Below are 23,503 nucleotides of genomic sequence, written 5' to 3' on the forward strand. Positions count from 1 at the left end.
GCTTTGTTAAGCTTTTAATAAATTAAATTTTACGTTGCGAGTTAATAAAGTTATGAAGCAGTATTTTCTTTTTTTGCTAGGTTTTAGTGTCAGTTTAGTTGGTTTCGGTCAACGAAAAACTGATAGTATTCAGGATCCTGTGCGTCAAAATTTTGCTCAAGATTTAGTGCAGGAGTTAAGCAAATTTCCTTTAAACTATCAGTTTGCCACAATTAAAGATTATACGGCTTCTGTTTTATATTTTAAAACCGAAAGCGGTGATTTAAAAGATGGTCGCACCTCCGAAACCATAAATAACTTTGGTTTAAAAACTCAAGGGGTGTACCGCAATAAAAACGGCGTATTGTTTTTTGGTGATATTTCTATTTCAAAAGAATTTTATAAAAACTTAAAATGGAATCTGTCTTACGATTTACCTGAAAATGGGGTGATGAGCGATCCGCATTATTTCGGTGTTTCAAAAGGTGGAAACTGGAGTAATCAGGAGTATGATATAAACGGCGGTTTTATTTTGCCTGTAAGTTCTAAAATTAAACTTTTACTAAATACGAATTACACGTTGTTTAATAAGTATCGTATTGGTTTAGACCCCAGACCAGAAATAACTTACAATAACTTAGATGTTAATCTGGGTTTAAGTTATAAGTTAGCTGAAAAACATCATATAAAAGCATCGTTTGCTTACGGGTATACTCATGTCGATAACGAGATCAAGTTTTCTAATAACGATAAAAACCTACCTGCTAATTACGATATTTATGTAAGATGGATGTCAGGTTACGGTTCTTTATCAAGTCCGTTTAAAAATTCTACGCAACGTCGCATCACCGAGTATCAGGCTCATTTAGGGTACACGTTCCAAACGGAAAATTTAACCATAATGGCAGATGCCTTGTATAAAGCAGCAGATCAGCTTACGTATAGAAATAATGGAGTTGTAAATAAAGATGATACCTCAAATTATTTTGCAAGTTATAAACCAGAATCATTTTCGGTAAATGTTTTAGGTTTATATAAAATAACACCTTTAAAACAGATAAAGTTTAATGTAAGCGGCGATTTTAGTTCTGGAGATAATTTTTGGTATGCTAAAGGTGGAAAAACCTATTCAGCTCAGGAAAATGCTTTGAAAGCAGGGTTGTCGTACTTAAATTTTAGTTCAGAAAAGATATTTTGGGATATGGGGTTGAGTACAAAAATTTGGAGCGTAGAACAACGTGATGCTTTGGCGACAACTTCTTCAAATTATACAAATTTAGATTTTCAACCTTACATTATGCGTTCGTTTGCCGTTTCAGATAATATGGCTTTAAGTCCGTTTTTTAAAAGTACATTGAGGTTGAATCTTGATGAATTATATATTCAGGGAAATACTTCAGATTTAGAAAATATTCAGGAAAACGATTTTGCAGCTTACGCGCAGCGCGATTTTTATAGCGAAGTGATTATTCCAAACCATGAATTATACAGTGTGAATCAGTTAAATTTAAGTGGCGGAACTTTTATTAATATCAATTCTCAAAAGCATTATAATGTAAGTCTGAAATTGCAGGCTGGTTATCAGATTGCTTTCCAACAAATGCATGCATTTTCAAGTTCAGACCCTTCACGTTTTAGCGGGCTTGCCAGCTTAACTATCAGCTATTAAAGATGAAAAAATATAGTTTTATTCCAGTACTGGTTTTAGTAGTGCTTTTTTCAGCATTTAAAACCTATCAGTATTATGATATTAATGTACTTAGAAAGCAATATAGTAGTGGCGATTATACGCAATGGCCGGCACCCGATTTAGATTCGATAACCGCTATTAACTTTCAAGATATTGGTCATTTAGATGCTGTTGTTTATCCTGAAACGAATCCGTATTCTAAAGAAAAAAGAGAGTTGGGGAAAACGCTGTTTTTCGATCCGCGTTTATCGTCCAGCGGACAAATAGCCTGTGCCAGTTGTCATGATTCCGAAATTGGCTGGAACGACGGAAGAAGAACCAGCTATGGGCATAACCGTCAATTGGGGCGAAGAAATTCTATGACGATTTTAAATGTCGCTTACGCTGAAAAATTATTTTGGGATGGCAGGTCAGGCAGTCTTGAAGATCAGGTTAATTTCCCGATTAAAGATTCATTGGAAATGAATTTTCACATTAATCTGGCTGTCGATACCATATCTAAAATTGAAGGATATAAAGCACTTTTTGAAAAAGCCTTTGGTACATCACAAATATCTGAGCAAAGAATAAGAAAAGCTATTGCAACTTTCGAACGTTCTATTGTTAGTGAGAGTACTAAATTTGATAAGTTTATTTCCGGTAATTCAGAAGTATATTCAGATGAGGAAGTTTTAGGTTTGCATTTGTTTAGAACCAAAGCCAGATGTATTAATTGTCATAATTCAGGATATTTTTCAGATAATCAGTTTCACAATACCGGATTAACTTATTATGGTCGTCCGTTTGAAGATTTAGGGCTTTATGAAGTTACTGGAAAGAAAGAAGATGTCGGGAAATTTAAAACATCAAGTTTAAGAGAAATATCCAGAACGCGACCATACATGCATAATGGATTATTTCCACATCTAGAAGGTGTGGTAAATATGTATAACGCTGGGATGCCGCAGCCTAAACGCAAAGCACATCAATTAAATGATACACTTTTTCCAACAACCTCACCTATATTAAAAGCCTTGCAATTAACAGTAGAGGAAAAAGGCGCATTGGTTGCGTTTTTAGAAACTTTAGAGTCCAGACGACATAGAGAATCGCCTCCGGAATTACCAATGTAAAAGGTTGTGAAGTTTATATTATAAAATCCTGAAACAGTATTATTTCAGGATTTTTTTTATGCTTGTCATTTTATATTATATGTAGTAAAATTAGTATTGTTTTGTGAGAATAGCGAAAAGATGTAAATAAATTTTGTATATTCTCAGTTGAATTCCCAATTCTTCCCATGATTTATTTTTTAAGGATAGGTTTATCTGTTTTAAGGAAAATCTTAGACTTGGTTATGTTAAAATTTAAAAATATCTCAAAAAATACATCGAAATACACTTTGATGCGTGTAATATTTTTATTAATATTATAAAACTGAATATCAGTTGTTTAAGTTCTTTTTTGTAGTGTTTGATTAAGTTTATTTAACCGAAACATGATAAAAATCATAGTTTCAAAATTCAAGTAAAATGTATATTTGTCGTATAATTTAAAACATAAAAGTGATGAGTAAATTTAGAAAAATAGGCGTAACAGTATTAGGATTAGTCCTGATACTATTTGTAGGTTTAAGTCAGGTTCAGGCACAAGAATATAATCTAGTAAACAAAGAATCTTCATTAAAAGTTTACGGAACCTCAAGTTTACACGATTGGCATATTGATGCTGAAAATCAATCAGGTAAAATAAAATTTTCTAGCACAGAAGCGTGCACAATAGACCAGCTTACTTTAGATATTGTAACTGAAAGCTTAAAAAGTGGAAAATCTGGTATGGATAAAAACACTTACAAAGCTTTAAATTCAAGCAAGTATAAATCTATAACCTTTAAATTAACTAAAGTTAATACTGTTACAGATAAAGGGTCCGGTGTTTACGAAGTAAAAGCGCAAGGCGACTTATCTATTGCCGGAACAACTAAAAATGTTCCAATGAATTTTAAAGTTACTATTAACGGTTCTAAAATTACATTAGATGGAGAAAAAACGTTTAAAATGACAGATTTTAAAGTTGACCCTCCTACAGCAATGTTCGGAACCATCACTACTGGCGATGAAGTAACAGTAAAATACTCAACCGTATTAAAATAAATCAAATTTTCAACCACATATTTTTATAAATCAATTTAAAACACTTTACAACTTAAACAATTAGAATCATGAAATCAGTTTTCAAAAATGCAATTTTAGGCGTAGCCTTACTAGCAGGAGTTAGTTTTTATGCGCAAAATAATAGAAGTTTAGATAATTACAGGCAACCAGATCAAAGAGGTGTAAACGTCTTTGAAGATCAAAAAGATACCATTACAACATTCGATGGTCTTAAAGTACGTGTAGGAGGAGCATTCGCTTTACAATACCAAGCTTTAGATCATGAAAACTCTGGAGCAGTTCCATTAAAAGAAATAGGTTACAACTTTAACTTAGCAACAGCAAACTTAGATTTAGATGTAGCTTTAGCAGATGGTGTTCGTATGCACTTAAGAACCTATTTATCATCTCGTCACCACCCGGAACCATACGTTAAAGGGGGGTACTTTCAAATTGATAAATTAGACTTTATTAGTGAAGGTTTATTAAGTAACTTAATGAAACATACAACCATTAGAATTGGTCACATGGAAAACAACTATGGTGACACACACTTTAGAAGAACTGATAATGCGCAAGCTATTTACAATCCATTTGTTGGTAACTTAATTATGGATTCTTTTACAACCGAAGTTGGTGCAGAAGTTTACTACAGATGTAATAGTGGACTATTTGGTATGGTTGGTTTTACTAATGGTAAATTAAATCAGTCTGTAGTAGAAAGTAACGGTACAACTGGTGGAGCTTCATTTTTAGCAAAACTAGGGTATGATAATCAATTAAATGATGATTTAAGAGTACGTTTAACAGGATCTTTATATAATACAGGATATGTTGCTAACAATTACTTGTATACCGCAGACCGTGCAGGTTCTAGATATTATTTTGTAATGGAAAATGTTGATGCTTCTGCTTCAAGTCCATTCAGATCTGGTCGTTTTGACCCTGGATTTAGAAATAAAATAACAGCGGTTATGGTTAATCCATTTGTGAAATATAGAGGTTTAGAGTTTTTCGGAACAATTGAAATGACTAATGGTAGAGCTTTAGCTGAAACAGATAGAAGAAACACAAATCAATATGCTGGTGAGTTAATCTACCGTTTCGGACAAAATGAAAACTTCTATGTAGGTGGACGTTATAACATGGTTGATGCTGAATTAGCAAGTGGTGATGATGTAACTATCGATAGATTCCAGGCAAGTGCAGGTTGGTTTATGACTAAAAACATCTTATTAAAAGCTGAATATGTTAACCAATGTTATAAAGATTATGCTGTTGGATCTCAACTAGAAGATGGTAAATTCAACGGAGCAATGGTTGAAGCAGTAATTAGTTTCTAAAACAATAAGAACGATTAATAGCTAAATAGTAGTAGATAAAGTCTCTAAAGTATTGTTAAATAGTTAAACTTTCGACTAAACAATTACTTTAGAGACTTGTTTATTATCTTTATAAAAGAATTAAAAGAAAAAGAAAAATGAGAAGAGTTGTGTTCATAGTGTTTATACTAGCAGCATTAGCTTTTACAAATAAGGATACTGCGGTAAATAACACGTCGATTGTTGTGTCTTCAAAAAGTACATTAGTAGTTAAAGGTACAACCAATGTAAATACTTTTAAATGTGTTTTTGATTCCAAACGTCTTAAAAATCCAGTATCTGTAACTTATTTTTCAAATGGAGAAAAATTAAAATTTAGAGAAACAGCGCTGGTTTTGGACAATGGTTGTTTCGATTGTGGCGGAAAAGGTATTAATAGAGATTTTCAGAAAATTCTGAAATCAGAAAGCCATCCGCAGATTAAACTCATTTTAAAAGAAACCAGTAGTTTGGAAGATAAAAATAATGTTCAAACATTGGTAGATGTTGAAATTGCCGGAATTAAAAGAGAGTATAAAATACCAGTTACCGTAAAAAGGAATGGTAGTACTTTAATCAATGGCGGTTTAAAAGTGTGTTTAAGCGATTATAATTTAGAACAACCTAAGAAAATGTTTGGTCTAATTACAGTTGACAACGAAATATTCATAGATTTTAATTTAGTAGTCGAATAAATAAAAGATTCTTTTTAAAAAAAATATAAAAGGCTTCACAATACTTTGTGAAGCCTTTTTTTATGAATATGTCCGGTGAGGTTAAATAAAATGAAATGTGGTTGAACATTTGAACCTTTATTTAAACATGCGTTTTAATTGATTAAAATGAAACCTTAGTTTGATAGAAATGTCTACCACATCAACTTAATAATATTCTTTTTTTGTAAGTAACTAGTCTTAATAAAATAATGAATTACAAGAAAGGAAAATTGAAAAGGGAAATTATCACATTCCTATTAGTTATTTTAATAACGCAATTAGGAATTTCACAAACCGGTAGAAAAGTAGAATCGTTTAATGAAGGATGGCAGTTTAAAAAAGGACCATTTACAACAGACAACATTGCGTTTATGCAAGACTGGGATAAAAAGTGGACGGATGTAAAAATACCACATACCTATAATGCTAAAGATATGCAAGTTGAGCACGGTGTGTTTTACCAAGGCGTTGCATATTACAAAAAGTCCTTTTTAGTCGATGAAGCATTAAAAGATAAGCGTCTGTTCTTAAAATTTGAAGGCGTTGGTCAGGTGGCTGATTTGTATGTTAATGGCGTGTTTGTTGGTAATCACAAAGGCGGATATTCAGCCTTTTCTTTTGAAATTACAAAAGCTGTAAATTTTGGTGAAGAGAATACTTTTGTGTTGAAAGTAAATAACGAAGCACGTCAAGATGTTATTCCTATAAACCATAATTTATTTGGTGTTTACGGCGGAATTCATCGTCCGGTTTGGTTAATAACCACCAATCAAATTAATATTGATGTCACCGATCATGCTTCAAATGGCGTGTATATCTCTCAGGAAGTCATAGATAATAAAAAGGCAAATGTTTCTGTAAAATTGAAACTTTCAAGTAAACTGAAAAATCTTCAGCAGGTTAATTTAGAACATAAAATATATAATCAAGAAGGTAAATTAGTGACTAAAAAAGACGAAAAAGTTTCTCTAAGTCCGCAGGGTGTTCAAATATTTACAACATCATTAACTTTAAACAAACCACATTTGTGGCAAGGACGTAAAGATCCGTATCTGTATAAAGTGGTTACAACTATTACAGAAGGAAATGCGGTTTTAGATGAAATTACTCAGCCTTTAGGAATTAGAAAAGTTGAGGTTGTTGCTGGTGAAGGCGTGTTTTTAAATGGAGAAAAATACCCGATGTATGGCGTGTGTCGCCATCAGGATTGGTGGGGTATTGGTAATGCCTTAGAGAAAGAACAACACGACATCGATTTAGAGATGATTATGGAAATGGGAGTAACCACCGTACGTTTGGCACATTATCAGCAATCTGAATATTTTTATGCAAAATGTGATAGTTTAGGGTTATTGGTTTGGGCTGAAATTCCGTTTGTAAATCGTGTAAGCGGTCAGGAAAGCGATAATGCAAAGTCTCAATTAGCAGATTTAATCCGTCAAAATTATAACCATCCATCCATTTACGTTTGGGGACTTCATAACGAAGTGTATAAACCTCACGATTATACGGCGCAATTAACTAAAGAACTTCATGATTTGGCAAAATCTGAAGATCCGGAGCGCTTCACAGTTGCAGTAAATGGTTACGGGCACATGGATCATCCGGTAAATTTAAATGCCGATATTCAGGGAATGAACAGATATTATGGTTGGTATGAAGGCAAAGTGGACGGTTTAGACACATGGGCAAAGGGAATTCAGCAAAATTACCCGGAGTATAAAGTGATGCTTACCGAGTACGGCGCAGGAGGAAACCCAAATCATCAAACCGAATTTTTAGGTGACACCTGGAATTATACACTGCCTTTTTATCCTGAAACCTATCAAACTAAAACACACGAAATTCAGTATGGACACATAAAGAATAATCCAAATATTTTGAGTTCTTATGTGTGGAACATGTTTGATTTTTGTGTGCCAAAATGGAATAATGGTGGTATTGAAGCCCGCAATCACAAAGGATTGGTAACTTTCGATAGAAAGACTAAAAAAGATGCGTTTTACTGGTATAAAGCCAATTGGAGTAAAGAACCGGTTTTGTATTTAGCAGAGCGCCGTATGGTAGAGCGCGAAAAGCAAAAAACTAATATAAAAGTCTATTCAAATTTAGGTGAACCAAAAGTGTATTTAAACGGTACTTTGTTAGAAAATCCTAAAATGGGAACGACAGACGTATGTTATATTTTTGAAAATGTAAATCTTACAAAAGGGGAAAATACCATTAAAGCTGTAGCTGAAAAGGACGGTAACACATTTGAAGATGTTATAAAATGGAATTTTACTTCCGAAAAAACAAAGGACTATAACATTAAAGAAAATACAAAGGCACATGCTGGTTTTTAAGAGAATAGTGTTACAGAAAAAAGGCTTCACAAAAATATCGTGAAGCCTTTTATGTATATAAAGGGTTGGTTAGTGGCTATTGTTTTTTTACACTGCCAGAAGAACTACTGTTTTTGTTTACTTGTTCAGGTTCCCCTAAGTATTTTATATCAGCGCCACTACTGGCATCAGCCGTTAAATCTTTTAAAGTATTTACCGTAATATCGGCGCCGCTTGTGGCTTTCACCTGACTTGATTCTGCAATAAGATTAGCACCTTTAAAATCACTTCCACTTGTCGATTCCACAATAAGTTTTTTCGTGGTCCCTGATACTTTTAAATCACTTCCGCTTGTGGTTTTACAGGTTAAACTATTCGTGTTAACATCTAGTTTCATGTCACTTCCGCTGGTTGATTCTAAATGTAAATCATTAACAACGATGGTGTTGGTAGAATATACGTCGCTGCCACTGGTTGATTTAATACTTGAGATATCCGTAAAGCTCACCATTACTTTTTTAGACTTACATCTGCCAATGTTCTTTTCACAATGGATTTTTAAAGTACCATCAATAACTTCGGTAATAATAAGGCTTTGTAAATTCTTATCGGCTTCTACAGTTACTCCTGTCTTGTCACTTTGTGTTAGGTAAACGTCAAGCCCTTCGGTGGCTTTAATCGTTGAGAAAGGTTCTGAAATGTTACGTTCTTCAGTTGTTACATTGCCATGACCTTTTACTCCTGAGTTGAAGTTAATATCGAAATTGCAAGAGAATAGACTCAAGCTTAATATGGTGGTTACGATAATTTTGATTAGAGTTGTCATGACTGTTCGTTTTTTGATTGATTTATTTAGTTCAAATATCTGGTTTTATAGTTTTGATGAATAACTTAAATGATTGAACTGTTGTTTTTTGATGATGAATTGTTAATTGTTTTCTTCCTCGATTTCCTCTGAAGTGATATTAATGCCTGTTGAGTCGATTTTTACGCGGACATTTTCAGAATTGCCATTAATACCATTCTCGTCAATTTTTAAAATTTGTTTGTCTCCGGTTTTAATTTCAATACCCTTATCGTTAATTTTTACCTGAGGCATATCAATGTTAATTTCAATATCATTGTCTTCCTCTTCATCATTTTCTGTTTCACAAGTATCGCAAATAACAGTATCGTTGTCTATTGTTAAATAATGATTTACTTGATTAGAAGACACTATGTTGTTAGAATGCGTTCTGTAATTTAAAAACGATTCAGTGTTTTTGGTGAATTTAACTATGCTTCCAACTGGTAAATACAGCGTAATTAATACTTCCTGCTCACAGTATTTATTAGAAATTGGTGTGGTGAAGTATGGGTCTAAAATTAATTCATGACTATTAAAAGTATAGCTGTATTCAATATTTTTAGCGCGATCTAAAGCCTTTTCGTAATTTCTACCATCGGCACTTTTCTCTATACGGATAGATGCTAAACTATCAGTAGTTGACTTTACTTGAATTCTTAGATCTTTGCTAAAGATGTTCTTCTTTCCATCATGGTTAGTGGCTACTTTAAAATCATTACTTCTGTAAAACGGATTTTTAAAAATATCGTTATCAGCAAAGCTTACCATTAAAGTGTCGGTTACAGTGGTTTCTAACGACATTTTTTCAATGTAGTGTTCGTTATAAGCATGCTCGCTCACTTCTTTAATCGTTATAATTGTTAGACCTATAATAGAAAACAGCCATAATCCTAATAACGATAACTTAGCAACTTTACCTATAGATTTCAGATTGGTAATTAGAATTCTTAATCCTAAATAAAATAGGAAGAAAAACGGAATACCAACGGCTAAGAAGGCAAGGACTGATGCCAACCAAACAGGAGTTCCTCCGGCATTTACAATGCCTACTAAATCTGTTCCAGGAATAACATCTATAGCCCCTAATGAAAACCATCCAATAATTAAAGCAATTAAGGTAGACGCTCCTATCAGGATTAAAATAAGACCGATAAATTTGGCTATAATTTTAAAGAAGAACATAATAACATCGGCAAGGGTATCGAAAAATGTTCTTGAACTCGATTTTATTTTATTGCCTTGCTTTTTTATGTCAACCTTCTTCGCAGCTCCCGATACCGAATCAGATACGTTTTTAGCTACATCAGAAACTGTTTCGCTTACCGAATCGAATCCGTCTTTAATTTTTTTTTCGATGTTGCTAATATTCACCGGTTCACCGGTCATCATTAGTTTTTCGGCAGTGGTTTTAGCTTCAGGAACTAATATCCAAAGTAAAATGTAGATAATTATACCTGTTCCAAAACCAGCGACTACTAATAAAATCCATGCTAAACGAATCCATATAGCGTCCATACCAAAGTAATGAGCTAATCCAGCCGAGACTCCACCTATATAAGAATTGTCGGTATCTCTAAATAGTTTTTTGTTGGCTTTCGATTTGTTTGATGAAAAAGCTTGTGGCTCATCTTCGAATATTTCGTCGTCTACAAGATAGTCTTCCGGTTGTCCCATAATAGAGATTACCTCGTCTACCTCTTTATTGCCAATTACCTGTCTTTCGTTTTGCAAACGCTCACTAAATAGTTCGGCAATACGAGTTTCAATATCTGCAATAATTTCTGCACGTCCTTGAGAGTCGGTAAATGAACGTTTTATAGCCTCAAGATAGCGCTGTAATTTTAAGTATGCATCTTCATCAATATGGAAGAATATACCTGCTAAATTTATGTTGACTGTTTTATTCATTTTTGTTTGCTTTTGTGTTGGTTACTATGTTAACGGCGTTTTGTAATTCGCTCCAAGTGGTATCTAATTCTTTTAAAAATAATTTTCCTGTTTCGGTTAAACCGTAATATTTTCTGGGTGGTCCCGAAGTGCTTTCTTCCCAACGGTAATTAAGAAGTCCGGCGTTTTTTAGTCTTGTTAGTAGTGGGTAAATCGTGCCTTCTACAACAAGCAGTTTTGCGTCTTTTAAAGTGTCTAAAATTTCTGCTACATAAGCATCGTCGTCTTTTAAGACCGATAGTATGCAGAATTCTAAAACGCCTTTACGCATTTGTGCTTTTGTGTTCTCTATCTTCATGTTCTAAAGCATTTTAAGGTTGTAAAACTGTTCATTTTTTGATTGATGTTTGATTGATGAAAACTGAAATAATTCAGTATATAATTGATGAAATTATTTTAAAAAATTAATGGTTAAAGGATATTGATAATACTCTCCATCTCTGGCTTTTAAGCTGGCAACGATAATAAAAACCAGTTCCATAATAAAGCCTATAACTGCAATGATTCCTAAAAATCCGCCTACAAATAATAGTGGTGAAGCTTTGTGAAAATCGAAATGGAAACCATCAAAATTGAAAATATTTATACCGCTAAAAATCTTAAAAACAAAAAATGGTATGGTTAAGGTTCCTAAAATAATGGCATATAGTAATATGCTTATTTGAAAGTTAATAGCCTGTTTGCCATGAGCGTCTATAAACTCCGACTTATCTTTATTCGTTATCCATAGGATGATTGGTCCAAGGAAATTTCCAAACGGAACTATAAACCTGCTGAAGGTTGATAAGTGGATGAATGTTGCGATGTTTTTTTGATGTTGGTCTAGCATGATTAAAAACATATAATAGTTTCTTATGCAAATATATGTCTTAAAACAGGTATTATGTTACGCATAGTACCTAAAATTAACAAAAATTTAACAAATTAAAATGTGTATTATTTTTATACCTTAGTAAAAACTAAATCTAAATATTCATGAGTATAACTCCCAGGAAATTAAATGCTTTCACTTTATTTAAGCTGCCTTCAGCTTATTTTTGCGGTGTAAGAACCAAGTATATTGATGATAAAAAGTGTGTGGTTTCGGTAAAATATAGGTGGATAAATCAAAACCCATTTCGCTCTATGTTTTGGGCGGTACAGGGCATGGCCGCCGAACTTTCTACAGGAGCTTTAATGATTGATAAAATTCAAAATTCAGAAAAGAAGATCTCCATGTTGGTTACCTCTAATACAGCAGTTTTTACTAAAAAAGCAACGGGAAGAATCACTTTTACATGTTATGATGGGGCTTTAATTGATGATTGTTTACAGAAAGCAATTGAAACTGGTGAAGGGCAAACCGTTAAATTACGCTCTGTAGGATTGAATCGTGAAGGTGTAGAGGTTTCGTCTTTTGAATTTGAATGGAGTGTAAAGGTTAAATCTTAATTTTTAAAAATTGTTGTAACAATTAAGCAAACAATTCAACCAATAAGCAAATCAAAAAACAAAAAGTAAAAATGACAGCACACGAAATTGATTATAATATATACGGTGAAGAAATGCAGTATGTAGAAATAGAACTTGACCCGCAAGAGGCCGTTGTAGCCGAAGCAGGAAGTTTTATGATGATGGACGACGGTATTAAAATGGAAACCATTTTTGGAGATGGTTCGCAAAACGACTCTGGATTTTTAGGGAAAATTCTTGGTGCCGGAAAACGTATTTTAACCGGTGAGAGTTTATTTATGACAGCGTTTTACAATACCTTTCCTGGAAAGCGAAAAGTATCTTTTGCCTCTCCTTATCCAGGGAAAATCATTCCGATAGATTTAACAGAAAATCGCGGGAAGTTTATTTGCCAAAAGGATGCCTTTTTATGCGCTGCTAAAGGTGTTAGTGTTGGTATTGAGTTCTCTAAACGATTGGGGCGTGGATTTTTTGGAGGCGAAGGTTTTATTATGCAAAAATTGGAAGGCGACGGTATGGCATTTGTTCATGCTGGTGGTACCATGGCTAGAAAAGTACTTCAGTCGGGAGAGATTTTGCGTGTAGATACTGGATGTATTATTGGATTTACTCAAGATGTCGATTACGATATTGAATTTATTGGAGGTATAAAAAATACCGTTTTTGGAGGTGAAGGTTTATTTTATGCAAAACTCCAAGGGCCAGGAGTTGTATATATTCAATCTTTACCGTTTAGTCGACTGGCTGGTCGTGTTTGGGCATCGGCACCACAAGCAGGTGGAAAGGATAGAGGCGAAGGTAGTATTCTTGGAGGTTTAGGTAATTTACTCGATGGCGATAACAGATTTTAATTGAACACTATAAAATAAAAGGCTTGGAAATTCCAAGCCTTTTATTTTTCATTTAGTATTTTATAAATTTGATTGCTTTCATGTTTTGTATGTTTGAAAGTTCTTTTAAAAAGTAAACACCATCATTCAAGCTGGACAGAGAAATACTTTCTGAATTTGAAATATTTACTTTCATAACCAATTGTCCTAAGGCATTGAAGATGCCTAAATTTGAAGTGTCATTGGGTAGGTTGTAAACTTTTAATAATTCTGAATTTTTATTGTAACTGATATACAGTTTGTTGCCATTATTTTCCTTAGTCTCTAAGGTTACATCTTCCTTAAAAGCAATTGAGAATCGATCTGCTGGAGTGCTTGAATCTAAATTTAAATTCACATCATTTTCTCTAAGATTGTAAAATGTATTTTGATAGCTATCAAATAGATAGATGTTTAAGTTGTCAGGAACGTTTTCCATTTTATGAATTGAAAATAAATAGTTTCCTGAATTTTTTATGCTAATATGTAGAGGTAACTTATCGTCAATGTTTATTTCAGGTAAAGCTTGAATGGATAAGGTTTTGCCGTCGTCTAACTTCCAAAGTAAATCGTTTTGTGAACTGGTAGCTATCGCATCATAGCCTTTATCATAGCCATACGTTGTGTTACTGTCATAGCCTAATCCTATAACTTTAGTATATCCACGGGGGTCTGTGAAAGAAAACCAGATTTTTGATCTTTCATCTTCTGCAATTGTAGTTTTAGATTTTGTTGTTGTTTTATAAAAAACGGTTTCATCCAGAGATTCTCTGGCAAAAGCGCGCTGTGCATTGTTAAAATTCAAAACCCCTGAATTATCAATATTCACAAAAAAACCTTGTCCAATATCAATATATCTCGTTGGTTCAGGTTTTGAAGTGCTTCCTTTCCCGCTTATTAAATCTGTTGAAGCAATAGCAGGAATTGACATCATTAAGGTATAAGTAGCATAACCCCCTTCATAATTTGCTAAAACATGACTATTGTTCGTGGAGAAGGATTCCCAGAATAAAAGTATTCCATCAATTACAGAAAGGTTGTCGTTTATAAACTGGTCAGCATCTAAAGTTGAAGGGTAAGGATTGCCGATTAATATATCGTTACCCGCAGTAACATTAAAATTATATTCACCATCATTAGGAAGTCCTCTGAAAATGTATTCTTGTTCCGGAGTAGAAGCTCCGGAACCTTTCATTGTGTAACCAAGACCAGGAATCATATTGGTGTTTGGATATATTTTTTTCCATGAATAGTAGTTTCCTGCAGTTCCATAAAAACTGTATAGCCAATATTTGCTTAAGGATATTGGGGTGGTTGTAGGATTTGCATTATACCCGCTTATAAAACTAACAACACCATTATTGTCTTCCAGATATGCCATTTTCCAAAAACCGTTTCTATTAACAGGAGCACTCCAGTAATTATAATTATATAAATTTGAGGTGCCTTGTTGTTGTATTTTTAGATACCCTGAACCTGAATTTGAACTCGTGTTTCTGTGGTTTTGTATAAGTTGAGCTTCGCCTAGAAGATTAAACAATCCGTTGATAGTAACCTTTTCCTCAACTTGAATTAATAGACCGTCCATAATATTCAAGATACCTCCCGATTCTATTTCGATTTCCCTAACATGAGTGTCAAAATAGATATCGGCTGAATTTACACCGGATTTAACTAGCAATTTATAACAGGAATCTGAATCGTTAGGTGCACTTGAAGGTCCGGAGCCATTATAAAACATGGTGCCATCCCAGACGATTTGATCAATGTATCGAAGTGTGAAATAATCATTGTTTTTAAAATCTACCAAAGTTGCTGAAGCCGTATTTCCAGATATGGTTAAGTCAATAACTGATTCTGGTGAAGAAAAGTCACCATTATTATCAATAACAAGTTGTAAAGAACTACAACTTTGAAGTCCTGATAAATTCATTGAGCTTATATCAAAGGAAACAGTAACACTTCCTGCATTTTTAGATCGGCTAATACGCCATCTTGAATTTAGTTGTTCGGTATAATTGGTTGTATTAGTTTCAAAATTATAGGAAGGATTTTCAAATTCTTCTCCCCAAAACAAATAATCACCTTTTGATAATTTTGAAGGATTGTTCATTCGAACAATACCAGTTCCTTGAGCATCTGTGTGCTCATCAAAGTTTCCATATTTCCCAATTCCAGCCACATGAAAATCAAAATTCCCATTTGCAGGAGTATCTTGAGTATAAAGATCGTAATTGTCTAAAGTCAAGTTATATTTCGCTGCTAAATAGTTGTCTATAATGATACGCTGTGTTTCATTAATTTTCTCTTTAAAAATGATTATTTCAGCCATATTACCTGAAAACCCATTAGTACCTGTAGTATTACCTCCTAAATTAAAACGTTGGGTAGGGTAGGAGGTATAGGTTGAACTATTTTTTTCGTCACCAATCAAGGTTTCGTTTCTATAAAGCTGCTTGCCAGATGAAGGATGGGCATCGTACGACCAAATTGAATAATTGGTAAGTCCTGAAAGACCACTAACCTCAATTCGGGCATCAGATGTACAACAGGTCCCGATATCGTAGTATACAGATCCGTTCCAGGGAATATGTGCCGAAAATCTCGTGCTGTTTTCAAGAGGATCTGTAGTGTAAACAGCGGATTGTTGTGTTGTATTATCTGCTTTAGCTACTACAAAAGTCGAGGCTTGATTTGATATGAAATTTGAACTGCTAAGCGTTAAGTCAGTTCGCAATCTGTTACTTCCGTTAAAATAAATTTCGTTAAAACCATTAAGACTTTCTGAAAGTAAGGTTGGTCTTTGGGTATCCGTTTCGTTTAAATCAAAATCACTTAAGCCTGCAGCATTAGTCCAGTTGTCAATTAAGTTCCCGCTAGTAGAGATGCCGCTATCTGGGCGATACCACATAATTAAGTTTGAAGTCCCATCTGAAGAGCCAACACCACCAGGTCCTGTTTGCGCATATGTTAAATGAAAAAATGTCATAACGCCGACGAGCGTGAATAGTTTAAAAACATCCATAGATTTGAGAGAGGATTTAGTTTTTTGTTAATTAAATAGCAATTATTATGCATACATAGTAATGTCAATACTACGCACGTTTAGACACGCTTATTTTAATGGCGGTCACATCATTTGTATTTTTAATTACAAAAAGTCTTTCTTATGTATCGATGTTTTTGATAATAGCAATTGTTGTTTTCATAAATTTTGAGAGATTGAGAGAATTATAGTGTAAATCTAATATTTTTTTTAATAAAATAAAATATTAACAATAAAGTTTGTAAAACCTTATGTACTGTGGGTTTTTGGTTTTCTTAATTGTTAATAAACTAATAAACCGTTAAATTTTACACTTTATCGACCGCTATGTTTATTTTTTTATTATTTTTAAGTGTTTTAAATAACGATTAAAATAATGCCTATTAAGAACATCTACTTTAAAAGAATAAACTTAAAATCCCTAATAAATCATGGCAAGAGCAATGCTAGAGTATACTAAAACTATACTTAATAAAGTTAGTTTTGATGCTAACTTGTTTTGCAAAGAAGTACAAAAGGCGGTTGAGCGATTACTACCTTACGAGTTGGAAGAGCTCAAGATTTTCATTCAGTCTTTAATACAGCAAAACCCGGAATTGAATCAGTGTCTGGTATACTTAAAACCATAAAGAAAAGGCGACCGTAATTGGTCGCCTCTTTTTTTATTTTTTACTGGATGCTAACGGACTTATAATTTGTACGTCCTGAAAGGCAATAGCACCACGAACTACACCAAGAATAACATCTTGTAAGGCCTCTATTATCTGCATTTTCAGCTCACTTTTATGATAAATTAAACTTACCTCACGTGCAGGTGAAGGCTCTTTAAAAAAGTGTAAATTCTCCTTTTCCTTATCGTTAATGTCTAAGGTATGTAAATAAGGAAGAAGGGTCATGCCTAAACCTTCATCAGATAGTTTTATTAAGGTTTCTATACTACCACTTTCTAACTGAAATTGCTCATCCTGCTGGGTTTTAAATGCTTTGCATAAGTTTAATACACCTTCTCTAAAGCAATGTCCGTCTTCTAGTAACAGCATGTCACTAACATCTAATTCTGCGATATCAATTTTTTTATTGGTGTGTAGTTTGTGGTTTTTAGGTATGTAAGATACAAAGGGTTCAAAATATAACACACGTTCCTTAATAGCATCATCTTCCAATGGCGTAGCCGCAATGGCAGCATCTAAATGTCCGTCTTTAATACGTGCTATTATTTCGTCTGTTGTTAACTCCTCAATTATTAGTTTTACTTTCGGGTGTCTTTTTATGAAATTCTTTAAGAACATAGGTAGCAGGGTAGGCATCACCGTTGGAATGATTCCTAATTTAAATTCACCTCCTATAAATCCTTTTTGCTGGTCGACAATATCCTGTATTCTGTAAGACTCGTTAACAATATTTCGCGCCTGAGTTACAATTTTTTTACCCACATCGGTTAGCTCAATTGGCTTTTTACTTCGGTCAAAAATCTGGATTGATAATTCGTCCTCCAGTTTTTGAATTTGCATACTTAAAGTAGGTTGGGTAACAAAGCATTTTTCGGCTGCTTTGGTGAAGTTTTGGTTTTCGGCAACGGCCAAAACATAGTATAATTGTGTTATTGTCATTAGGTATCAATTTAGGCTATAAAGATATAAAAACTATCAATAAAACTTATTGTTTGTTCGGCTTTTATAGAGTAAATTTGTAGTAAATACAAACGACAAATAATTAAAACATTTATATAATGACATTAAATAGTATTGGTTTAGATACCGTAAAAGCAAAAGAATTAGCAAACGATTTAAATCACCTTTTAGCTAACTTTCAAATTTATTATCAGAACCTTAGAGGAATACACTGGAACATTAAAGGGAAGCGTTTTTTCGATTTACATGTGAAGTTTGAAGAGTTATATACCGATGCGAATGCAAAGGTTGATGAGATAGCCGAGCGTATTTTAACTTTAGGAGAAACCCCGTTCCACACTTTTGAAGATTATGCAGCTCATGCACAAGTACCGGTAGGTAAAAACATATCTCAGGATGAAAAGGCGGTAACCTTAATTGTAGATTCGTTAACAGAGTTATTAAAAATTGAGCGTGATATTTTAGATAAAGCTGGTGAAGCTAATGATGAAGGTACAAACTCGATGATGAGTGATTTCATTACTGAGCAGGAAAAAACAGTTTGGATGATGAAAGCTTGGTTAAGCTAAATCTTCCGATTTTAGATTGATTATATTGTAAAAGCCCTCAGTTACTGAGGGCTTTTGTTTTTTTAATAGCGTCTTAATTATTAAAATCGAATACTTTGATTTAAATTTTCATTCGCTACTTTAAACTGTGCTAAGTGAAACTGTGGCGGACCAAAACTCATCGGGTTATTAGACATGCCGTAAGGTTCCTGAGGCATGCCATTGGAATCAAAATCCATACGCTCATTATCGTTTTTATCGTGTAAAGCCATAATCGCATAATCGCCAGGAGTAACATTTTTAAAGGTTACTTTTACTTTGCCATCTTCTATTTTGCTTTTCAGAGTTTGAATACCTTTGCCTTTCATAAAAGTATCTTTGGTATGTAATCCTAATAAAACATGCCCGTCGTTAGAGGTTATATTATCAATGGTTACGGTAATATCGTGTCCTAATTCCTTTTCCTGACCATAATTTAATGTGGTAAAAAGCGCTAATAAAATAAGTGTTGAAATAGTTTGCATAATGACTTTTGTATTGGTTTATGTTTCAAAAGTCTATAATGAACGGGAGTAATTATAAAAAAAGTGACTCAGTTGTAGATTTAACCGGATGAACTGTGAAAACAGCGTGCTACAATAAGCCTCTCGATTTTATTTCCAGATATTTATTAATGGTATCAATGGTTAAATTCTCAGGTGTAGTAAGGATGGAATAGATGCCGTATTTTTTTAGTTCGTTTACAATCAGACGTTTTTCAAAATCAAACTTTTCGGCAATCACTTTATCGTAAACTTGCTGTACGGTTTCGGCTTTGTTTTTTATTAGGGTATCCAATTCGGTGTTCTTAAAGAAAATAACCACTAATACATGACTTTTAGCAATGGCCTTAAGGTAAGGTAATTGTCGGTTTAAGCCATCCATAGTTTCAAAGTTGGTGTACATTAACAATAAACTACGGTTGGTAATATGACGTTTTATATTGGCATACAATCTACTGAAATCGCTTTCAAAGAAATCGGTGTTGACGTTGTATAGGGCTTCCAGAATTAGTTGCATCTGCGAACTGCGACGTTCGGCCACTACTACATTTTCTATGCGCTTAGAGAACGATAGCATACCGGCTTTATCGTGTTTTTTCAACACCACATTACTAATGACCAGACTGGAATTGATGGCGTAATCTAACAGACTTAATCCATTAAAAGGCATTTTCATAATACGCCCTTTATCAATAATAGAATATACGGGTTGCGATTTCTCATCCTGAAACTGGTTAACCATAAGCTGGTTACGCTTGGCAGTGGCTTTCCAGTTAATAGTACGCAGGTCATCACCCATTACATAATCTTTAATCTGTTCAAATTCCATAGTATGCCCCAGGCGTCGGACTTTCTTCAAGCCATATTCCAGAGAGTTTTTGTTGATGTTTAATAACTCAAACTTTTTAAGTTGTTTGAAACTCGGGTAGGTGGGCACCATAGCATCACTACTAAAGGTGAAGCGCTTGGCAACCAGGTTTAGAACCGAAGTCGCATAAATATTTAAACTCCCAAAATGATATTCACCACGTTCGGTAGGGCGTAACTTGTAGCTGATATTTTTTGAGCGCCTCGGTGCTACACGATGCTTAATTTTAAAATCGCGCTTTTGAAACTGCTCCGGAATTTCATCAATAATTTCCAGATGAATTGAAATTGGGTAATTATTTTTAATCTGAAGATTGACGGTGTTATTATCACCGTTGGAAAACTTATCAGGAAGGATACGCTCGGCTTCAATTTTATGCTTTCCGATGAAAATCGTCAGGAAATCAATCACAAATAACAGGACCAGAACTAAAATAGATAACTGTGCTATATTGAATAATACCGGAAGGAAATAACTTAAACCAAATAACACGACAATGCCAATGCCGGCATAGAAAAAACGAGGTTGTATGTAAAAGGGTTTAAAGAATTTCAATGTGCACTGGATTTATATATTTACCTTGGTATTTCTACCGTTTCAATAATTTGTTTGATAATTTGCTTGCTGGTAACTCCTTCCATTTCGCGCTCCGGCGTTACAATAACACGATGATGTAATACAGGTACCGATGCGCGCTTAATGTCTTCTGGTGTTACAAAATCGCGACCAGACATGGCTGCAAAGGCTTTACTAGCTTTTAGTATGGCTATAGAAGCCCTTGGTGAAGCACCCAGATATAAAAACGGATTGTTACGCGTAGCCACAATCAGTTCAGCGATGTATTTTAATAAATGTTGCTCTACAAGAACCTGACTCACCAAAGTCTGATATTTTACTATTTGTTCGGCGGTTAAAAATGATGTGATGGTTGCCGTTTTTTCTTTTTCTTTTAAGTCGTGTTCACGTACCAGAATTTCAATTTCTTCTTCCAGATTCGGGTAATCGACATCTATTTTAAACAGAAAGCGGTCTAACTGTGCTTCCGGTAATCGGTAGGTGCCTTCCTGTTCAACAGGGTTTTGTGTTGCTAAGACTATAAACGGCCCATTAAGACTATATTTATTACCGTCAATGGTAATTTGTTGTTCCTCCATCACCTCAAACAGGGCCGCCTGTGTTTTGGCAGGCGCGCGGTTAATCTCGTCAATTAAAATCATGTTCGAGAAAATAGGGCCTTTCTTAAACTCAAATTCCGACACCTTTAAGTTAAATACCGAGGTTCCTAAAATATCACTTGGCATTAAATCGGGGGTGAACTGTATACGACTAAACCCAACACTTAATGATTTGGCTAAAAGTTTTGCCGTTACTGTTTTGGCAACTCCCGGAACACCTTCAATTAAGGCGTGTCCTTTGGCTAATAGTGAAGCAATCAGCATATCGACCATATCTTTTTGACCAACAATCACTTTACCTACTTCGGCTTTAATGTTTTGCACACTGTTTTGTAATTCCGACAGGTCTAAACGGTTTTGAAACTCTAAGCCGTTAGTCTCTGTATTATCGGTAGTTCCTATTTGTGTGCCTGCGTCTTGTTTTGGTAAAAAGGCGCTGTGGTCTTGGGGTTGCATGTTTTCTTCCATAATTAGTAGTTGTAAAAGGCTTCGATATGCCTGTTTAACTTGATTAGGTTTTCTTCAAAAAACTCGTTTTTTGTTCTAAGCCAATTAATGTATTTAATCAGTGCTTTAATATCTTCTTTTTTCTTGCCTGATTTCGATGCTAACCTTGCAACGAATTCATCATCAAGAGTATCGGTATTGATATTATAATCGCTTCTTACTTTTTCTAAAAAGTACGTTATTTTTTTGTCAATCAGGTTTTTGTGATCTTGTGTTTCAAAATATAAATTAGAAACCGTTTTCACAAAGGCCACTTTTGTATTTTGTAAAGGTTTGATGATTTTAATTACGCGTTGGCGTCGTTTGGCATTAAAAATCATGAATAGCAGGGTAAAAATAAGAGTGGTATACCATGCCCAGCGGAAGGAGGTTTGCTCTAAAAACCAGCTGAGGTTAGATTTTTGCTCCACTTCACCGTAATAGTTTTTTTGAATCTTGGTGTACGAGTCGAAGTAAATATCGGTATCGGGAAAATAGGAGAGGACTCCCTCAACATACTGGTAACGGTCTTCTTTTAACAGGTTGTAATTAGTGAAAATCTTTGGTTCGGTATGAAGCAATACAGAACCATTTCCAAAAGGCACTTCAATAAAATTCACGTGTTTATAGTCAATTTTTGAATAGCCTAATATGTTGTAGTTTATTGAATCGAAACGGGAGAAATAGTTGTCGCCCACATTTCTGTCAATCTTTGTCGACTTTAAGGTTCTGTTTTCAAAAGATAAATACGAGATACTGTCTTTTTCGTTGGCAATATAATCGATGCTGATTTGCAGGGTGTCGTGTATTTTTTGCGGATACACATAATCGGAAATAAACAGGGTGTTTCCTTCACTCACAAAGCGCATCAGTTCATTAATGGAATCGTCTAGTAAATAATCAGAATTTCCAATAATCATAAACGTCCCCCTGGCAATATGTTTGCCGTTACCGTCTTCGCTATTTACACTCAGGTAACTCGCCGGCTGATGGTACACCGTTCTAATCTTTTTATCTTTAAACAGGTTCGGTAATTCCTTATACAGAATACTTACTCCGTAGGGTTTGTTGCTTTTTTCGTTAAACGATTCTTCCCAGTCTACCATTTTGGTAGTACGTACCGAAAGCATAACCGATGCAGTGATGATCAGGACGACAATAATGAGGATAAATGGTAAGACTTTCTTCATTATTTCACCAGGTTTAACAGGGTTGTAAAATTGCCTTTGGCTTTGTTGTACTGGGCTTCGTTTACCGGAAATTTACCGTACCAGATGTAGTTGTACAAATAGGAGGTATAGGCAAAGTTGTCGCTGAAAGGGGTGTTGCTCATTTCATTAAGGTACTCGCTATTAGTCTTGTCGTCTTCAAACTTAATATGGTTTTTTAAGCTCAGATTTTTCAATACCAGCAAGTAGAAATAGCGAATAGCCAGTCGGTAGTCGCCAAGGTCTTCCGCCTGTTTAATCAATAGACTGATATCGGTATGCTCAATGTTTTCAGAGGTAATCTCCTGATGATGTGCAATGTTTCGGTTTTGTTTCGACTGAAACCAGCCATTGCCACCTTCCTTAAATAATACGTAAACCAAACCAATGACGGCCAAAGCAATCGCGATGTAGAATATAAAGCGCAGCGGCCCTAAATTCATATTCAGGTAATTGTCGTTATTCTGTTCTTTAACCTTAACCTTTTGCTCTTTATAATCCACATATTCGCCTGAACCTTCTGGTGTGTGGCCTACCATATCAATACCTTCATAGTTAAAGGTGTCACTGTCGTAACGATCTTTGAAGTTCTCATCAAACTGACGTTCCTGTTGCGGCTCCTGCAGGGGTAAACTTTTAGCCGTTTGATGGCTGAAAAGCATCAAAATAAGCAGGAGGTAGA

Annotated in this window: 22 protein-coding genes; 11 read left to right on the plus strand and 11 right to left on the minus strand. The window is 34.4% G+C overall.

Annotation, left to right across the window (positions count from 1 at the left end):
- Positions 1 to 52 precede the first annotated feature (52 nt).
- The 6 genes from NO995_RS12325 (at position 53) to NO995_RS12350 (ending at position 8,223) form a co-directional block, all read left to right on the plus strand.
- Entirely contained in the window at positions 53 to 1,648 is a 1,596-nt protein-coding gene (locus NO995_RS12325) for a DUF6850 family outer membrane beta-barrel protein (RefSeq protein ID WP_258227772.1), read from the plus strand.
- Between the two features lie 2 nt (positions 1,649 to 1,650).
- Entirely contained in the window at positions 1,651 to 2,781 is a 1,131-nt protein-coding gene (locus NO995_RS12330; protein WP_258227773.1) for a cytochrome-c peroxidase, read from the plus strand.
- A 435-nt stretch (positions 2,782 to 3,216) separates the two neighbouring features.
- Positions 3,217 to 3,801 carry a YceI family protein gene (locus NO995_RS12335; RefSeq protein ID WP_240572697.1) on the plus strand — a complete coding sequence of 195 codons (585 nt, stop codon included), beginning with the start codon at positions 3,217 to 3,219 and terminating at the stop codon, positions 3,799 to 3,801.
- A gap of 68 nt (positions 3,802 to 3,869) precedes the next feature.
- Positions 3,870 to 5,144, plus strand: a complete 1,275-nt coding sequence (locus NO995_RS12340) for a hypothetical protein (RefSeq protein WP_258227774.1) — start codon at positions 3,870 to 3,872, stop codon at positions 5,142 to 5,144.
- A gap of 137 nt (positions 5,145 to 5,281) precedes the next feature.
- A complete protein-coding gene (locus NO995_RS12345; RefSeq protein WP_258227775.1) occupies positions 5,282 to 5,857 on the plus strand; it encodes a YceI family protein in 576 nt (191 codons plus the stop codon).
- A 230-nt stretch (positions 5,858 to 6,087) separates the two neighbouring features.
- A complete protein-coding gene (locus NO995_RS12350) occupies positions 6,088 to 8,223 on the plus strand; it encodes a glycoside hydrolase family 2 protein (protein ID WP_258227776.1) in 2,136 nt (711 codons plus the stop codon).
- Between the two features lie 76 nt (positions 8,224 to 8,299).
- Here the strand turns inward: NO995_RS12350 and NO995_RS12355 are convergent, their stop codons facing one another.
- The 4 genes from NO995_RS12355 to NO995_RS12370 all read right to left on the minus strand — a co-directional run bounded on the left by NO995_RS12355 (position 8,300) and on the right by NO995_RS12370 (position 11,825).
- Positions 8,300 to 9,028 carry a head GIN domain-containing protein gene (locus tag NO995_RS12355; RefSeq protein ID WP_258227777.1) on the minus strand — a complete coding sequence of 243 codons (729 nt, stop codon included), beginning with the start codon at positions 9,026 to 9,028 and terminating at the stop codon, positions 8,300 to 8,302.
- A 102-nt stretch (positions 9,029 to 9,130) separates the two neighbouring features.
- Positions 9,131 to 10,957 (minus strand): PspC domain-containing protein, encoded by a 1,827-nt coding sequence (locus NO995_RS12360; RefSeq protein WP_258227778.1) that lies wholly within the window; start codon positions 10,955 to 10,957, stop codon positions 9,131 to 9,133.
- Entirely contained in the window at positions 10,950 to 11,294 is a 345-nt protein-coding gene (locus tag NO995_RS12365; protein ID WP_240572703.1) for a PadR family transcriptional regulator, read from the minus strand. The genes NO995_RS12360 and NO995_RS12365 overlap by 8 nt, the downstream gene beginning before the upstream one ends.
- Before the next feature lie 93 nt (positions 11,295 to 11,387).
- The gene (locus NO995_RS12370) at positions 11,388 to 11,825 is read right to left on the minus strand and encodes a DUF4870 domain-containing protein (RefSeq protein WP_240572704.1); all 438 of its coding nucleotides are present in this window, start codon (positions 11,823 to 11,825) and stop codon (positions 11,388 to 11,390) included.
- A 146-nt stretch (positions 11,826 to 11,971) separates the two neighbouring features.
- Between NO995_RS12370 and NO995_RS12375 the strand changes: the two genes are divergently transcribed.
- Positions 11,972 to 12,427 (plus strand): DUF4442 domain-containing protein, encoded by a 456-nt coding sequence (locus NO995_RS12375; RefSeq protein ID WP_258227779.1) that lies wholly within the window; start codon positions 11,972 to 11,974, stop codon positions 12,425 to 12,427.
- Positions 12,428 to 12,498: 71 nt separating this feature from the next.
- A complete protein-coding gene (locus NO995_RS12380; protein ID WP_258227780.1) occupies positions 12,499 to 13,299 on the plus strand; it encodes a TIGR00266 family protein in 801 nt (266 codons plus the stop codon).
- A gap of 52 nt (positions 13,300 to 13,351) precedes the next feature.
- Here NO995_RS12380 and NO995_RS12385 read toward each other — a convergent pair whose 3' ends face one another.
- Positions 13,352 to 16,306, minus strand: a complete 2,955-nt coding sequence (locus NO995_RS12385) for a T9SS type A sorting domain-containing protein (RefSeq protein WP_258227781.1) — start codon at positions 16,304 to 16,306, stop codon at positions 13,352 to 13,354.
- 488 nt (positions 16,307 to 16,794) lie between these two features.
- Here NO995_RS12385 and NO995_RS12390 point away from each other — a divergent pair, with 488 nt between their 5' ends.
- Positions 16,795 to 16,992, plus strand: coding sequence for a hypothetical protein (locus tag NO995_RS12390; RefSeq protein WP_188217438.1), 198 nt, complete (start codon positions 16,795 to 16,797; stop codon positions 16,990 to 16,992).
- A gap of 33 nt (positions 16,993 to 17,025) precedes the next feature.
- Here the strand turns inward: NO995_RS12390 and NO995_RS12395 are convergent, their stop codons facing one another.
- Positions 17,026 to 17,973: a LysR substrate-binding domain-containing protein gene (locus NO995_RS12395; RefSeq protein ID WP_240572708.1), complete on the minus strand. Its 948-nt coding sequence runs from the start codon at positions 17,971 to 17,973 to the stop codon at positions 17,026 to 17,028.
- A 119-nt stretch (positions 17,974 to 18,092) separates the two neighbouring features.
- Here NO995_RS12395 and NO995_RS12400 point away from each other — a divergent pair, with 119 nt between their 5' ends.
- Entirely contained in the window at positions 18,093 to 18,563 is a 471-nt protein-coding gene (locus NO995_RS12400; RefSeq protein ID WP_240572709.1) for a Dps family protein, read from the plus strand.
- Positions 18,564 to 18,643: 80 nt separating this feature from the next.
- On the opposite strand, the gene NO995_RS12405 is transcribed toward NO995_RS12400, so the two are convergent.
- Together NO995_RS12405 and NO995_RS12410 are read right to left on the minus strand one after the other, a co-directional pair.
- Positions 18,644 to 19,066 carry a DUF2141 domain-containing protein gene (locus NO995_RS12405; RefSeq protein ID WP_258227782.1) on the minus strand — a complete coding sequence of 141 codons (423 nt, stop codon included), beginning with the start codon at positions 19,064 to 19,066 and terminating at the stop codon, positions 18,644 to 18,646.
- 109 nt (positions 19,067 to 19,175) lie between these two features.
- The gene (locus NO995_RS12410) at positions 19,176 to 20,456 is read right to left on the minus strand and encodes a DUF58 domain-containing protein (RefSeq protein WP_375141553.1); all 1,281 of its coding nucleotides are present in this window, start codon (positions 20,454 to 20,456) and stop codon (positions 19,176 to 19,178) included.
- Here NO995_RS12410 and NO995_RS17825 point away from each other — a divergent pair.
- Entirely contained in the window at positions 20,438 to 20,497 is a 60-nt protein-coding gene (locus NO995_RS17825; RefSeq protein WP_375141554.1) for a hypothetical protein, read from the plus strand. The genes NO995_RS12410 and NO995_RS17825 overlap by 19 nt on opposite strands.
- 30 nt (positions 20,498 to 20,527) lie before the next feature.
- On the opposite strand, the gene NO995_RS12415 is transcribed toward NO995_RS17825, so the two are convergent.
- Genes NO995_RS12415 through NO995_RS12425 form a run of 3 tightly spaced genes read right to left on the minus strand, consistent with a single transcriptional unit; the run spans position 20,528 to position 23,486 of the window.
- Complete coding sequence (locus NO995_RS12415; protein WP_375141555.1) at positions 20,528 to 21,583, minus strand: AAA family ATPase; 1,056 nt, start codon at positions 21,581 to 21,583, stop codon at positions 20,528 to 20,530.
- 14 nt (positions 21,584 to 21,597) lie between these two features.
- On the minus strand, positions 21,598 to 22,803 hold the full coding sequence (locus NO995_RS12420) for a DUF4350 domain-containing protein (protein ID WP_258227785.1): 1,206 nt from the start codon (positions 22,801 to 22,803) through the stop codon (positions 21,598 to 21,600).
- Positions 22,803 to 23,486 carry a hypothetical protein gene (locus NO995_RS12425; RefSeq protein WP_258227786.1) on the minus strand — a complete coding sequence of 228 codons (684 nt, stop codon included), beginning with the start codon at positions 23,484 to 23,486 and terminating at the stop codon, positions 22,803 to 22,805. The genes NO995_RS12420 and NO995_RS12425 overlap by 1 nt, the downstream gene beginning before the upstream one ends.
- Between the last annotated feature and the right edge of the window lie 17 nt (positions 23,487 to 23,503).

The organism is Aestuariibaculum sp. M13 (genome assembly GCF_024723255.1).
Taxonomy (GTDB): Bacteria; Bacteroidota; Bacteroidia; order Flavobacteriales; family Flavobacteriaceae; genus Aestuariibaculum; species Aestuariibaculum lutulentum.

What these genes read in the sequence shown, in the direction of transcription:
- NO995_RS12330 (WP_258227773.1), top strand. Translation starts at nt 1,651, where the DNA reads ATGAAAAAATATAGTTTTATTCCAGTACTGGTTTTAGTAGTGCTTTTT.
- NO995_RS12400 (WP_240572709.1), top strand. Translation starts at nt 18,093, where the DNA reads ATGACATTAAATAGTATTGGTTTAGATACCGTAAAAGCAAAAGAATTA.
- NO995_RS12335 (WP_240572697.1), top strand. Translation starts at nt 3,217, where the DNA reads ATGAGTAAATTTAGAAAAATAGGCGTAACAGTATTAGGATTAGTCCTG.
- NO995_RS12345 (WP_258227775.1), top strand. Translation starts at nt 5,282, where the DNA reads ATGAGAAGAGTTGTGTTCATAGTGTTTATACTAGCAGCATTAGCTTTT.
- NO995_RS12360 (WP_258227778.1), bottom strand. Translation starts at nt 10,957, where the DNA reads ATGAATAAAACAGTCAACATAAATTTAGCAGGTATATTCTTCCATATT.
- NO995_RS12420 (WP_258227785.1), bottom strand. Translation starts at nt 22,803, where the DNA reads ATGAAGAAAGTCTTACCATTTATCCTCATTATTGTCGTCCTGATCATC.
- NO995_RS12375 (WP_258227779.1), top strand. Translation starts at nt 11,972, where the DNA reads ATGAGTATAACTCCCAGGAAATTAAATGCTTTCACTTTATTTAAGCTG.
- NO995_RS12350 (WP_258227776.1), top strand. Translation starts at nt 6,088, where the DNA reads ATGAATTACAAGAAAGGAAAATTGAAAAGGGAAATTATCACATTCCTA.
- NO995_RS12405 (WP_258227782.1), bottom strand. Translation starts at nt 19,066, where the DNA reads ATGCAAACTATTTCAACACTTATTTTATTAGCGCTTTTTACCACATTA.
- NO995_RS12340 (WP_258227774.1), top strand. Translation starts at nt 3,870, where the DNA reads ATGAAATCAGTTTTCAAAAATGCAATTTTAGGCGTAGCCTTACTAGCA.
- NO995_RS12395 (WP_240572708.1), bottom strand. Translation starts at nt 17,973, where the DNA reads ATGACAATAACACAATTATACTATGTTTTGGCCGTTGCCGAAAACCAA.
- NO995_RS12380 (WP_258227780.1), top strand. Translation starts at nt 12,499, where the DNA reads ATGACAGCACACGAAATTGATTATAATATATACGGTGAAGAAATGCAG.
- NO995_RS12390 (WP_188217438.1), top strand. Translation starts at nt 16,795, where the DNA reads ATGGCAAGAGCAATGCTAGAGTATACTAAAACTATACTTAATAAAGTT.
- NO995_RS12385 (WP_258227781.1), bottom strand. Translation starts at nt 16,306, where the DNA reads ATGACATTTTTTCATTTAACATATGCGCAAACAGGACCTGGTGGTGTT.
- NO995_RS12365 (WP_240572703.1), bottom strand. Translation starts at nt 11,294, where the DNA reads ATGAAGATAGAGAACACAAAAGCACAAATGCGTAAAGGCGTTTTAGAA.
- NO995_RS12355 (WP_258227777.1), bottom strand. Translation starts at nt 9,028, where the DNA reads ATGACAACTCTAATCAAAATTATCGTAACCACCATATTAAGCTTGAGT.
- NO995_RS12370 (WP_240572704.1), bottom strand. Translation starts at nt 11,825, where the DNA reads ATGCTAGACCAACATCAAAAAAACATCGCAACATTCATCCACTTATCA.
- NO995_RS12415 (WP_375141555.1), bottom strand. Translation starts at nt 21,583, where the DNA reads ATGCAACCCCAAGACCACAGCGCCTTTTTACCAAAACAAGACGCAGGC.
- NO995_RS12325 (WP_258227772.1), top strand. Translation starts at nt 53, where the DNA reads ATGAAGCAGTATTTTCTTTTTTTGCTAGGTTTTAGTGTCAGTTTAGTT.